Annotated in this window: 10 protein-coding genes; 4 read left to right on the forward strand and 6 right to left on the reverse strand. The window is 72.5% G+C overall.

Translation table 11 applies throughout. The features are described 5' to 3' along the window. Positions 1-111: 111 nt before the first annotated feature. Positions 112-930: a DUF899 family protein gene (locus L3K22_RS03265; RefSeq protein WP_263310126.1), complete on the forward strand. Its 819-nt coding sequence runs from the start codon at positions 112-114 to the stop codon at positions 928-930. Here L3K22_RS03265 and L3K22_RS03270 read toward each other — a convergent pair. Then, complete coding sequence (locus L3K22_RS03270; protein ID WP_263310127.1) at positions 924-1805, reverse strand: DUF817 domain-containing protein; 882 nt, start codon at positions 1803-1805, stop codon at positions 924-926. The genes L3K22_RS03265 and L3K22_RS03270 overlap by 7 nt on opposite strands. Positions 1806-1955: 150 nt before the next feature. Between L3K22_RS03270 and L3K22_RS03275 the strand changes: the two genes are divergently transcribed. The 3 genes from L3K22_RS03275 to L3K22_RS03285 all read left to right on the forward strand — a co-directional run bounded on the left by L3K22_RS03275 (position 1956) and on the right by L3K22_RS03285 (position 6134). Next, positions 1956-2654, forward strand: a complete 699-nt coding sequence (locus L3K22_RS03275) for an HAD family hydrolase (protein WP_263310128.1) — start codon at positions 1956-1958, stop codon at positions 2652-2654. Positions 2655-2665: 11 nt separating this feature from the next. Then, complete coding sequence (gene metG, locus L3K22_RS03280) at positions 2666-4471, forward strand: methionine--tRNA ligase (RefSeq protein WP_263310129.1); 1806 nt, start codon at positions 2666-2668, stop codon at positions 4469-4471. A 205-nt stretch (positions 4472-4676) separates the two neighbouring features. Next, entirely contained in the window at positions 4677-6134 is a 1458-nt protein-coding gene (locus L3K22_RS03285) for a sugar porter family MFS transporter (protein WP_263310130.1), read from the forward strand. Positions 6135-6164: 30 nt separating this feature from the next. Here the strand turns inward: L3K22_RS03285 and L3K22_RS03290 are convergent, their stop codons facing one another. The 5 genes from L3K22_RS03290 to L3K22_RS03310 all read right to left on the reverse strand — a co-directional run bounded on the left by L3K22_RS03290 (position 6165) and on the right by L3K22_RS03310 (position 12313). Beyond that, the gene (locus L3K22_RS03290; protein ID WP_263310131.1) at positions 6165-8033 is read right to left on the reverse strand and encodes a transketolase; all 1869 of its coding nucleotides are present in this window, start codon (positions 8031-8033) and stop codon (positions 6165-6167) included. Between the two features lie 96 nt (positions 8034-8129). After that, positions 8130-8858 carry a PIG-L deacetylase family protein gene (locus L3K22_RS03295; protein WP_263310132.1) on the reverse strand — a complete coding sequence of 243 codons (729 nt, stop codon included), beginning with the start codon at positions 8856-8858 and terminating at the stop codon, positions 8130-8132. Between the two features lie 9 nt (positions 8859-8867). Next, positions 8868-9983: an FAD-dependent oxidoreductase gene (locus L3K22_RS03300; RefSeq protein ID WP_263310133.1), complete on the reverse strand. Its 1116-nt coding sequence runs from the start codon at positions 9981-9983 to the stop codon at positions 8868-8870. A 50-nt stretch (positions 9984-10033) separates the two neighbouring features. Further along, on the reverse strand, positions 10034-11338 hold the full coding sequence (locus tag L3K22_RS03305) for an O-acetylhomoserine aminocarboxypropyltransferase/cysteine synthase family protein (RefSeq protein ID WP_263310134.1): 1305 nt from the start codon (positions 11336-11338) through the stop codon (positions 10034-10036). Between the two features lie 111 nt (positions 11339-11449). After that, positions 11450-12313: a siderophore-interacting protein gene (locus L3K22_RS03310; RefSeq protein ID WP_263310135.1), complete on the reverse strand. Its 864-nt coding sequence runs from the start codon at positions 12311-12313 to the stop codon at positions 11450-11452. Between the last annotated feature and the right edge of the window lie 103 nt (positions 12314-12416).

Here is a 12416-nt window from a genome sequence, read left to right on the forward strand (position 1 = left end):
GATTTCCGCCCGGTCGACGCCGGAGGCCTTCCCCCGGCACCCGAGCGGTGCTTGACTCGTGGTGGAGCGCACCGGGCACCGCCGTCCGACGCGCGATCCGTTGGAGGCGACATGACCGACCATCCGCACAGGATTCCTGCCGACGACGCTCCTGCCGACGGCGCCGGCGCTCCCGGTCCCGGCCTGCCCGAGGTGGTGGACCGGGAGACCTGGGAAGCCGCCCGCGCCGAGCTGCTGCTCGAGGAGAAGGCGCACACCCGCGCCGGCGACGCCCTCGCCGCGAAGCGCCGCCGCATGCCGATGCTCGAGGTCGACGGCGACGCGACGGTGGTGGGGGCCGACGGCCCCGTCCCCTTCCGCAGCCTCTTCGAGGGGCGTGACGAGCTGCTCGTCTACCAGCACATGTGGTGGGACGGCGCCCCGCACCAGGGCCAGTGCGAGGGCTGCACGATGACTGCCTGGCATCTGCACGACGCGTGCTATCTGCGCGCCGCCGGCGTGTCCTTCGCGATCCTCACCACCGGCGCCTGGGAGGAGGTCGCGCCGTTCGTGGCGTTCATGGGCTACACCGAGCCGTGGTTCTCGGTGCGGGAGACGGCCCCGCCGATCGGCGGCGACATGGGCTACCTGCAGTGCTACGTGCGCGAGGGCGAGGGCGACCGCGTCTTCCTCACCTACGCGATCACGGGGCGCGGCACGGAGATCTCCGATCCGACCCTCGCACTGCTGGACCTGACCGCCTTCGGCCGGCGCGAGGCCTGGCAGGACATGCCCGCGGGGCGCGTCGCCGAGCGCGACGCCTGCTGGTTCTGGCGCACCGACGTCGACGGGAACCCCACCTGGGGGCCGACGGGCCGGCCGGCGGCGCAGTGGACGCGCCCCGGTGCGACCGCGCAGACCACCCTCGGCCGCACCGGCATGCATCACTGAGCCCGTTCCGGCCTCCGCGGCCGATGCACGAGCGTGACGAGCACGACCGACACCATCATCAGCAGCAGCCAGGAGACGAGCTTCGAGGCCGGCACGAGCTCCCAGCCAGCGCGCTGATGAGGGTAGATCCACGCCCCGGCGGCGGTGCCGACGTTCTCCGCGATCCACAGCAGCCCCGCGACGCCGAGGAAGGCGGCGATCACGGGCATCCGCCGCCAGGGCGCCCGGCGATGGACGCGCAGCGACATCGCGCACCGCCCGTAGAGCAGCAGCGTCGCCGCGAGCAGCACCCAGCGGGCGTCAGGCAGGTAGTGGTGGGTGAAGAAGTTCGCGTAGATCGCCGCTGCCAGCGCCGCGGTCGCGAGCAGCGGCGGGTAGCGGGTGAAGCGCAGGTCGAACAGGCGCATCACGCGCACCATGTAGGAGCCGACGGCCGCGTACATGAACCCTGTGTACAGCGGCACCTCGCCGATCCGCAGGAATCCGTCGGCCTCGTACGCCCAGGATCCGACCGCCGTCTTGAACACCTCCATCGCGGTCCCGACCACGTGGAAGAGGGCGATCACGCCCATCTCCCGCAGGCTCTCCAGGCGCAGGGCCAGCATCGCGACCTGCACCGCGACCGCCGCGAGGACGAGCGCGTCGGCGCGAGCGAGCGGCGCATCGTCCGGGTGGAGCACTCGCGCGGTCACCAGCAGCACGAGCATCACCGCTCCGAACACGCACGCCCAGGCCTGCTTGAGGCCGAACACGACGAGCTCCACGAGGCGGGCCCGCCACGTCCCGACCGTGGTCGCGAGGGCCGAGGTGCGGCGCTGCGCCCACCGGTCGATCCGCTCCTCGAGCGGCGTGAAGGGGACACGGTCAGGGGTCATCCGCCCAGTCTCGTCGCGCGATGCGCAGGTCCTCGCGAGACGTCGTGGGCGTTCCGGGGAGAGGGCGGGGAGCTCCTGAGGAGCCGAGCCGACAGCGGCGGCATCGTCATGGTCGGCCGCGACGCCGCACCCCGGGCCTACGATGAGCGGATGTCCTCCGACGGCACGACGCGCACCGACTCCCTGCTCGCCCTGGGAGAGCTCGTCGCCGAGCACGGAATCCGGGTCGTGGTCTCGGACCTGGACGGCGTGCTGCGGGTCTTCGACGCATCGCTGTGGGACGAGCTCGATGCGATGACGGGGACGACGGAAGGGACGAGCTTCCGAGCGATCCTCGGCCATCCCTACCTCGACGAGGTGGTCAGGGGGCGCGGCACCCATTCCCGCTGGCGAGAGCTCGCCGCGGAGCAGCTCGTGGCCGAGGGCAGCGCTCCCGCCGACGCCCGAGCCGCTGTGAGGCGCTGGGCGGCCACCCCGGCCGAGGTCGACGAGCGCGTGCGCACGATGTTGCTCCACCTCCGATCCGCCGGCGCCCCGGTGTTCGTCCTCACCAACGGCACCGACCGCGTCCCCGAGGAGCTCGCCGCGCTCGGGCTCGAGGACGTCGTCGGCGAGGACGGCCGGTTCCTGCTGAACACCGCGGACCTCGGCGCGGCCAAGCCCGACCCGGAGGCCTTCGCCCGGGCGAGGGCGCGGATCGGCGAGGTGCTCGGCGAGGAGATCCCGCCGGAGCGGATCGCGTTCTTGGACGACTCGCCTCGTCACGTCGAGGCCGCGGCGAGGTGCGGATGGCACGCGGTGCTGCACCGCGCATCGGGGACGGAACGCGCCGCGCCCCGCCTCCCCTAGAATCGGTTCCCATGAGCACAGTCCTGTCCGCGGTCGCCTGGCCGTACGCCAACGGTCCCCGCCACATCGGCCACGTCGCCGGCTTCGGCGTCCCCTCCGACGTCTTCTCGCGCTACATGCGGATGGCGGGCCACGACGTGCTCATGGTCTCCGGCACCGACGAGCACGGCACGCCGATCCTCGTCGAGGCCGACAAGGAGGGCATCTCCGCCCGCGAGCTCGCCGACCGCAACAACCGGCTCATCGTCGAGGACCTGGTCGCTCTCGGCCTCTCCTACGACCTGTTCACCCGGACCACGACCCGCAACCACTACCAGGTGGTGCAGGACATGTTCGTCGCCGTGCGGGATAACGGCTACATGATCGAGCAGACCACCTCGGGCGCGATCTCCCCGTCGACCGGCCGCACCCTCCCCGACCGCTACATCGAGGGCACCTGCCCGATCTGCGGCGCGGGCGGCGCGCGCGGCGACCAGTGCGACAACTGCGGCAACCAGCTGGACCCGACGGACCTCATCGACCCGGTCTCCCGCATCAACGGCGAGACCCCGGAGTTCATCGAGACCTCGCACTGGTTCCTCGACCTGCCGGCGCTCGCCGCGGAGCTCGGCCGCTGGCTCGACGAGCGGGAGGCGACCGGGCTGTGGCGCCCGAACGTGATCCGGTTCAGCCAGAACATCCTCGAGGACATCAAGCCCCGTGCGATGACCCGCGACATCGACTGGGGCATCCCGGTCCCGGGCTGGGAGGACCAGCCGAACAAGCGCCTGTACGTCTGGTTCGACGCGGTGATCGGCTATCTCTCCGCCTCGATCGAGTGGGCGCGCCGCTCCGGGGACCCCGAGGCATGGCGTCGCTGGTGGAACGATCCGGGCACCCTCGCCTACTACTTCATGGGCAAGGACAACATCGTCTTCCACTCGCAGATCTGGCCGGCGGAGATGATCGCCCAGAACGGCGAGGGCGACAAGGGCGGGGAGCCAGGCCGCTTCGGCGAACTGACCCTGCCCACCGAGGTGGTCTCCTCCGAGTTCCTCACGATGGAGGGCAAGAAGTTCTCCTCCTCCAAGGGGATCGTGATCTACGTGCGCGACGTGCTCGAGCGCTACCAGCCCGATGCGCTGCGCTACTTCATCTCCGCCGCGGGCCCCGAGAACCACGATGCGGACTTCACCTGGGTCGACTTCGTCTCCCGCACCAACAACGAGCTGGTCGCCGGCTGGGGCAACCTCGTCAACCGCACCGCCGCGATGATCGCGAAGAACGTCGGGGAGATCCCGGCCGCGGGCGAGCTCGAGGACGTCGACACCGCGCTGCTCGACCAGATCCGCACGGGCTTCACGACCGTCGGGAAGCTCATCGAGAGCCACCGCCAGCGCGCCGCGATCGCAGAGATCATGCGCCTGGTGGGCGAGGCGAACGCCTACGTCTCCCGCACCGAGCCGTTCAAGATGAAGGCCGAGGAGCAGCGTCCGCGCCTGCTTACCGTGCTGCACGTGCTCGCCCAGGCGGTCACCGATCTCAACACGATGCTCGCCCCCTTCCTCCCCCACTCGGCCAACGCCGTGGAGAAGGCGCTCGGCGGGGACCGGGAGATCGCCCCGATACCCCGCATCGACGAGGTCGAGGACCTCGACGGCGGCCCGGGCTACCCGATCATCACCGGTGACTACACGGCCGTGCCCGCCTGGGAGCATCGCCCGGTGACCGTGGGGCAGACCGTGGTGAAGCCGACCCCGATCTTCGCCAAGCTCGACCCGGCCGTGGCCGAGCAGGAGCTCGAGAAGCTCGAGGCGGAGGCCGCCGACGACGCCTGATCTCTCCGGCTGCGGAGCGGGAACCCTGACCACGACCGCTCTGTAGTAACACTTTCGGAGGAAAGTGTTACTACAGGGCCTGCTGGCGATCCTCGACGACTACGCGGAGCAGGTCCGCCGCAGCGGCTGAGGGGCAGTCCTCTCCGCCCCCGGAGGTGTACGGTGACCGGCACGTGGACGACGCGTCTGACGCCGAGCCGAGGAGATGGTCCCCATGAGCGCACCCGCGAAGACCCTCAACCCGAAGGTGGTCGGGATCAGCATCGCCGCGGCCGTCGGCGGCTTCCTCTTCGGCTTCGACACCTCGGTGATCAACGGCGCCGTCGGAGCCCTCTCCGCGGAGTTCTCGCTCGGGGCGGGCCTGACCGGCTTCGCCGTCTCCTCCGCGCTGCTCGGCTGCGCCGTGGGCGCCTGGTTCGCGGGCTCGCTCGCCAACCGCTTCGGCCGCATCCCGGTGATGGTCATCGCGGCGATCCTGTTCTTCGTCTCCGCGATCGGATCGGGACTCGCCGTCGGGGTGTGGGACCTGATCGCGTGGCGCGTCGTGGGCGGGCTCGGCGTCGGCGCCGCGAGCGTCATCGCCCCCGCCTACATCGCCGAGGTCGCGCCGGCGAGGTATCGCGGCCGCCTCGGCTCGCTGCAGCAGCTCGCGATCGTGCTGGGAATTTTCGTGGCACTGCTGTCGAATGCGGTGATCGCGAACACCGCGGGCGGCGCCGCGGAGTCCTACTGGTTCGGGGTCGCCGCCTGGCGCTGGATGTTCATGATCGAGGCCGTGCCCGCCACCGTCTACGGCGTGATGGCCCTGTTCCTGCCCGAGTCCCCGCGCTACCTCATCGGCAAGGGCGAACGGGACAAGGCCTCGAAGGTGCTCTACGACTTCACCGGCGAGCTCGACGTGAACCTCAAGATCGAGCAGATCCGCCGCTCCCTGGAGCGGGAGCAGAAGGAGAGCCTGCGGGACCTGCTCGGGGGCCGCTTCGGGCTGCTGCCGATCGTGTGGCTCGGGATCGCGCTGTCGCTGTTCCAGCAGCTCGTGGGAATCAACGTGATCTTCTACTACTCCACCACCCTGTGGCAGTCGGTCGGCTTCGACGAGTCGCAGGCGCTGCTGACCTCCACCATCACCTCGGTGATGAACATCGTCGCCACGATCATCGCGATCCTGCTGGTGGACCGGGTGGGTCGCCGCGTCATGCTGCTCGTCGGCTCGGCGGGCATGACCGTGTCGCTGGGGCTCATGGCGCTGGCGTTCTCCTTCGGGGAGACGGCGGCCGGCGCGGAGTCGGTCACGCTGCCCGACCCGTGGTCGACCGTGGCGCTGATCAGCGCCAACGCCTTCGTGATGTTCTTCGGCATCACCTGGGGCCCGCTGGTCTGGGTGCTGCTGGGCGAGATCTTCCCCAACCGCATCCGCGCCTCCGCCCTCGCGGTCGCAGCCGCGGCCCAGTGGGCCGCGAACTTGGCAGTCTCGGCGACCTTCCCGACCCTGTCGGAGATCGGCCTGAGCTTCGCCTACGGCCTGTACGCGACCTTCGCACTGCTGAGCCTGCTGTTCGTGGCGCGCTGGGTGCCCGAGACGAAGGGCCGCGAGCTGGAGGACATGGACCAGCTGCGCCTGGGACGGCGGGGGGCGGCCGACGACGTCGCGGCCGACGGCTGAGCACAGTCCCGCCGCCCCCGCGCAGGAGGCTCAGCCCTCCAGCACCGCCCGCGCCGCGCGCGCGATGTGCGCAGCGTCGATGCCGGCCCAGTCCAGCAGCTCGGCGGTGGTGCCGGAGCCCGGCACCCCGTCGACCGCGAGGTGCTCGAGGTGCAGATCGGCGAGCGGCTCGGCGGCCAGCGCCGCGAGCACCGCCGCGCCCAGCCCGCCCTCGGGATGGTGGTCCTCGGCCACCACCACGCGCCCTCCGGTCTCGGCGACGGCCGCGCGGATGCCCTCGGCATCGATCGGCTTGACCGAGTACGCGTCGATCACGCGAGCCTGCACGCCCTCCTCGGCCAGCGCCTCGGCCGCGCCGAGCGCCTCGTGCAGCGTCACGCCGGCGCCGATGAGGGTGACCCCGTCGTGCGCGCTGCGGCGCAGGGTCTTGGACCCGCCGACGGGGAACTCCTCCTCGGGGCCGTAGAGCACCGGGTACCCGCCGCGGGTCGTCCGCAGGTAGCTGACGCCGTGCAGGTCCGCCATCGCCGCGACCAGGGCGGCGGTCGAGGTCGCGTCGCTCGGGTACAGCACGGTCGAGCCCTGCGTGGCCGCCATCATGGCGAGGTCCTCCAGGCCCATCTGGGAGGGGCCGTCGGCGCCGATCTCCACCCCGGCGTGCGAGCCGACCAGTCGCAGGTCGGCCCGGGAGACGGGGGCCATGCGGATGAAGTCCGCGGCGCGGCTGAGGAAGGCCGCGAAGGACGAGGCGTAGGCGATGTACCCGCGGGCGGCCAGGCCGGTCGCGGCGGCGACCATCTGCTGCTCGGCGATGAACATCTCGAAGAACCTCTCGGGATGCGCCTGGACGAAGTCGGCGACGCCGGTGGAGTTCGAGACCTCTCCGTCGAGCGCGACCACCCGCGGGTCGGCGTCCGCGAGTGCGACCAGGGCGGGACCGTAGGCCTTGCGGGTGGCGAGCTCCTCCCCCACCTCGAAGGTCGGCAGCTCGACCGGCCCGCGCGACGGGGCGGGGCGCTCGATCTCGGGCGGTCGGGGGCCGCGCGCCTGCACCGAGCGGACGCCGCCGAGCGCGTCGATCGCCTCCTCGGCGCGGTCCTCGGGCATCGGCTTGCCGTGCCAGTCCTCCTCGTCCTCGACCCCGGGGATCCCCTTGCCCTTGACGGTGCGGGCGAGGATGACCAGCGGACGCTCGAGGTCATCGTCGGCACGGGCGAGGGCGGCGTCGATCGCCTCGAGGTCGTGTCCGTCGACGACGACCGCCTCCGCACCGAATGCCTCGACGCGGGCGGCGTAGGTGTCCATGTCCCATCCCAGCGCGGTCTCGCCGCGCTGGCCGAGCCGGTTCACGTCGACGAGGGTCACCAGGTTCGTGAGGCCGTAGTGGGAGGCGGTCGCGAGGGCCTCCCACATCGAGCCCTCGGCGAGCTCGCTGTCGCCGGCGAGCACCCAGACCCGGTACGGGGTCTGCTCGAGCTTCGCGCCCGCCAGAGCGATGCCGACGCCGTCGGGCAGTCCCTGCCCGAGCGAGCCGGTGGCGACGTCGACCCAGGGCAGGACAGGGGTGGGGTGCCCCTCGAGCCGCTCGCCGAAGCGTCGGTAGCCTTCCAGCAGCTCCTGCTCGGACACGACGCCGGCCGCCCGGAACACCGAGTACAGCAGGGGCGAGGCGTGTCCCTTCGAGAAGATCAGATGGTCGTTGCCGGGGGCGTCGGGGTCGTCCCAGTCGTAGCGCAGGTGGCGCGACATGAGGACGGCCAGCAGGTCGGCGGCGGACATGCTGGAGGTGGGATGTCCCGAGCCGGCGGCGGTCGAGGAGCGGATCGAGTCGACCCGCAGCTGGGCGGCGAGCTCGCGGACCTGCTCGAGGGAGAGTCCGTCGTGCATGGTGGAGGTCATCGGAGAGTCCTTCCGTGGCGGATCCTGCCTGACCTCCCCACCGTAGGAGCCTGCGCGCCGGGCGGCCAAGGGGCGGCCGACCGTTCGGTCCCGCGCTCAGAGCTCGTGCACGCGCAGCACGACGGCGTGCTCGGTGCCCGCGGCGGCACCGCCCTGGCGGAGGATCTCCGGGATGAACTCCTCCGGGACAGGATGGTCGGCGACGTGCGCGAGATAGGCCTCGTGCGCGCGCAGGGAGGCGACCGCGGCGTCGACCTCGCGCTGTCCGACGCACTTGGCGTGGGTGGGGTCGGGGTGCCCGGCCACCGCGAGCGTCCTCGTGCTCCAGGGCGCGAGGTGCTCCTGCTCGGCCAGCTCGCGGAACACCCACGGGTTCGCGGCGTCGCGGCAGGCGTCGACGGCGGCGAGCCCCGCGACCCGGTGATCGGCCTGGTTCAGCCCGCCGTACGCCTCGACCTCGAAGTTCGCGGTGAGCACGAGGTCGGGGCGCACCTGCCGGATCACGCGGGCGATGTCCCGGCGCAGCGGCAGGCCGTGCTCGAGCATCCCGTCGGGGTGGTCGAGATGGCGCAGGTCCTCCACGCCGACCTGTGCGCAGGCGCTGCGCTGCTCCGTCTCCCGCAGCGGCGCGACGATCTCGGGCGGCTCCGCCATCCCGGCCTCGCCGCGGGTCAGCAGCAGATAGGACACCTCCACCCCCGCGGCGGTCCAGGCGGCCACGGCGGCGGAGGCGCCGTACTCCATGTCGTCGGGATGCGCGACGACGCAGAGCACGCGGCGCAGGCCGTCCTCGGGCAGCGGAGGAAGGGCGGTGGGAGCATCCATGACGACACCCTAGGCGCGCACGAGCTCCCGGTCGAGGGAGGCGCCGAGCCCGGCCTCGAGGTCGCGGACCAGGCGGTTCACGGCCGCGCGCCCGGCACGGTTCGCCCCGATGGTGGAGGCGCCCGGTCCGTGGCCGACGAGGTGGATGCGGGGATCGGCGGCAACGGCGGTGCCGTCCATCGCGATCCCGCCGAGCGGGCCGGTGAGGCCCAGCGGTCGCAGATGGCGCAGCTCGTGCCGGAACCCGGTGGCCCAGAGGATCGCGTCCACCGGGGTGCGCGTCCCGTCGGCCTCGATCACGCCGTCCGGCACGATCCGGGTGAACATCGGCCGACGGTCCAGGATCCCGCGGTGTGCGGCGCGGCGCAGCGCCGGGGTCCACAGCAGCCCGGTGTGGGAGACGACGCTGCCGACGGGGCGCCCCTCCCGCACCGCGTCCCACACCCCGGCGACGGCCTCGCGTCCGGTCTCCTCGGTGAACTCGTCCTCGCGGAAGATCGGCTCGCGACGCGTGTACCAGCGGGTTTCGCCCACCTCGGCGATCTCCTGGAGGTGGCCGAGCGCGCTGATCCCACCGCCGACCACCGCGACCCGCTGACCGGCGAACTCGTCGGCGGCGACGTACTCGGCGGTGTGCAGCTGCCGGCCGCGGAACCCCGCCGCCCCGGGAACCGCGGGCACGAAGGGCCGGGTCCAGGTGCCGGTCGCGTTCAGCACCGCACGGGTGCGCAGCACGGGCAGCGCCCGTCCGTCGGCCCCGACCGCGCGGACCAGGAGGGGCCCCTGCCGCTCCCCCGCACCTGCCGGATCGTCCTCGACGCGGATGACGCGCACGGACCGACGGATCGCGAGCCCCGTCCGCGCCTCGAACTCGGCGAAGTAGGCCGGCACCGCGATGTTCGCGGGGACGTCGCCGCCGACCTCCGGGGCCGGGGCGTCGGGCAGCTCGCGGATGCCGTTGACGGTGGCCATGGTGAGGCTGTCCCAGCGGTGGCGCCATGCCCCGCCGGGGCCGTCCTCGGCGTCGAGCACGACGACGTCGTCCACGCCGCGTCGGCGCAGGTGGTAGGCGGCGGAGAGGCCTGCCTGCCCGGCCCCGATCACGACGGCGTCGAGAAGTTCCATGTCCGGCGCAACCCGGCTGCGGCCTGCGGCGTTCCCGGAGGCGAGCAGGCTCACGCCGTGACGGCGCGCGCCTCGGGCAGGACGGCGCGGGCGGCCTCGAGCCCGCGGGAGAGGTCCGCCCAGAGGTCCTCGAGGTCCTCGAGGCCGACGCTGAGGCGCACGGTCCCCTCGCTCACCCCGCAGGCCTCCCGCTGGGCGGGGGTGAGATGGGAGTGGGTGGTGCTCGCCGGGTGGCAGACCAGCGACCGGGCATCGCCCAGATTCACGGCGAGGGACCACAGCTCCAGCGCGTCGCAGAAGGCCGCCGCCGCGTCCTCACCGCCGTGCAGGTCGATCGAGAACACGCCCGAGGTGCCGCGGGGGAAGTCCCGGGCGACGAGATGGCGGTCCGGCCGGCCGGGGAGGGAGGGATGGTGCACCTCGGCCACCTCGCCGGCGGCGGCGAGACGTCCGGCGAGCGCGGTCGCATCCGTGCTGATCTTGCGCAGACGCAGGTCGAGCGTCTCGATGCCGACGAGGATCTGCTGGGCGCTGGTCGCGGGCAGGGTCGCCCCGAGATCGGTGACGTACTTGGCACGGGCGTAGGCGAGCAGCCCCGAGCCGCCGCGCGCGTACTCGTCGGCGAAGGTGACGCCGAAGCGGCGGTTGCGGGTGGTCAGGCGCTCCCACCGCTCGGGACATCGCCGCGGGTCGAAGCGTCCGGTGTCCACGATCAGGCCCGCGATCGTGGTGCCGTGGCCGCACAGGTACTTCGTGGCGGAGTGGACGACGACGTCGGCGCCGTGGTCGCCGGGACGGTAGAGGGCGGGGCTGGCGAGGGTCGAGTCGACGATCACCGGGACGTCATGGGCGTGCGCGATGGCAGTGAGGGCGTCGAGGTCCAGCAGCTGCGCTCCCGGGTTCGCGATCGACTCGACGATCGCGGCGCGGGTGTGCGAGGTGAACGCCGCTTCCCAGGCGTCGAGGTCCCAGGGGTCCGCCACGGTGGTGGTCACGCCGAGGTCGGCGAGGGTGTCGTCGAGCAGCTCGGTGGTGCCGCCGTAGAGGCGCGAGGAGGCGACGACGTGCCCGCCCGGCGCCGCGAGGGCGCACAGCGCGATCGTCGTCGCGGCCTGTCCCGAGGCGACGGCGATCGCCCCGATCCCGCCCTCGAGCGCCGTGATCCGCTGCTCGAGGACCTCGGTGGTGGGGTTCCCGGAGCGGGAGTAGGCGAATCCGTCGGCCCGTCGCTCGAACAGGGCGCGCAGAGACGAGTGGCTGGTCTGCGCGTAGGCGCTCGAGGCGTAGATCGGTGGGGTGAGGGCGCGGTGCGTGTCTGCCCGCGTCCAGCCCGCGTGGATGCCTGCGGTGCTCATGGCGCCTCCCTGCCGTGCTCGATGTCCGTCCTGTGCGATCCATCGTGCGCCGGCGCGGGCGGGCGCGGCGAGAAACGTGACGAAGTGTGGCGCGGTGTCAGCCGCGCCGTGTCAATCGATAGCGCCGATCGGCTCGCGCTTCTCGGCCTGGAACTGGTCCTCGATGCGTCCCAGCGCCCAGTAGGCGGAGATCGAGATCTGCTCGCGGGGGATGCCGGCGTCCTTGACCAGGAGGCGACGCAGCTGCTTCGTGATGCCGCGCTCGACGTGGCAGAAGACGTCCAGGCCCTCGTGGTCCGAGAGGTCCAGCGCCGCGACCTCGTCGAGCAGCTGCTCGCGCGCGCCGAGCACCCAGCGCAGCTCGACGCCCTCGGGGTGCTGGAGCTCGAGTCGATCGTCCTCGTGGTCCAGGTGGATCAGAGCGAGACCGCGGGCGTCCGGGTCCATCGCCTCGAGGCCGGCGGCGATCGCGGGCAGCGCGGCGTGGTCGCCGATGAGCAGGTGGCTCGTCGCGTCGGCCGCGGGTGACCAGCCGCCGCCGGCGCCGTTCATGGCGATGAGGTCGCCGGGCTGGGCCTCGTCGGCCCAGCGGGCGGCGACGCCGTGGTCGTCCTCGCCGGAATCGCCGTGCAGGACCACGTCGATCTCGATCTGCTGCGCCGCATCGTCCCAGCGGCGCACGGTGTAGGTGCGGCGGGTCGGGAGCAGCTCGGGGCTCTCCGCGCGCAGGGCGTCGAGGTCGTACGGGGGCTGCAGACCGGAGCCGGGGGCGGGAAGGAGGAGCTTCACGTAGGCGTCGGTCTGGACGTTGCGGTGCAGGGTGGTGAAGCCCTCGCCGCCGAGGGTGAGGCGCAGCAGGCGCGGGGAGATGCGGGTCTTGCCCAGCACCTCGAGCACGGCCTGGGGGCGCGGCGCCCTGGGACGGCGCGCGGCGGGCGCCTCGGCGGACGGGGACTGGGCGGTGGTGGTCTGCATGCCCTCCACATTACGCTACTTCCGTATTACGTAAATCCGTGCCGGGCTCCCGTCGGCGCCTCAAGACGTGCGCCCTGCCCTGTCGCAGCGCGGCCCACTAGGC

Origin of the sequence: Brachybacterium atlanticum, from assembly GCF_025669985.1 — a bacterium.
Taxonomy (GTDB): Bacteria; Actinomycetota; Actinomycetes; order Actinomycetales; family Dermabacteraceae; genus Brachybacterium; species Brachybacterium conglomeratum.

Excerpts from the sequence above, each read along its gene's own strand:
- metG (WP_263310129.1), top strand. The coding sequence starts at position 2,666 with ATGAGCACAGTCCTGTCCGCGGTCGCCTGGCCGTACGCCAACGGTCCC.
- L3K22_RS03305 (WP_263310134.1), bottom strand. The coding sequence starts at position 11,338 with ATGAGCACCGCAGGCATCCACGCGGGCTGGACGCGGGCAGACACGCAC.
- L3K22_RS03300 (WP_263310133.1), bottom strand. The coding sequence starts at position 9,983 with ATGGAACTTCTCGACGCCGTCGTGATCGGGGCCGGGCAGGCAGGCCTC.
- L3K22_RS03275 (WP_263310128.1), top strand. The coding sequence starts at position 1,956 with ATGTCCTCCGACGGCACGACGCGCACCGACTCCCTGCTCGCCCTGGGA.
- L3K22_RS03290 (WP_263310131.1), bottom strand. The coding sequence starts at position 8,033 with ATGACCTCCACCATGCACGACGGACTCTCCCTCGAGCAGGTCCGCGAG.
- L3K22_RS03265 (WP_263310126.1), top strand. The coding sequence starts at position 112 with ATGACCGACCATCCGCACAGGATTCCTGCCGACGACGCTCCTGCCGAC.
- L3K22_RS03310 (WP_263310135.1), bottom strand. The coding sequence starts at position 12,313 with ATGCAGACCACCACCGCCCAGTCCCCGTCCGCCGAGGCGCCCGCCGCG.
- L3K22_RS03285 (WP_263310130.1), top strand. The coding sequence starts at position 4,677 with ATGGTCCCCATGAGCGCACCCGCGAAGACCCTCAACCCGAAGGTGGTC.
- L3K22_RS03295 (WP_263310132.1), bottom strand. The coding sequence starts at position 8,858 with ATGGATGCTCCCACCGCCCTTCCTCCGCTGCCCGAGGACGGCCTGCGC.
- L3K22_RS03270 (WP_263310127.1), bottom strand. The coding sequence starts at position 1,805 with ATGACCCCTGACCGTGTCCCCTTCACGCCGCTCGAGGAGCGGATCGAC.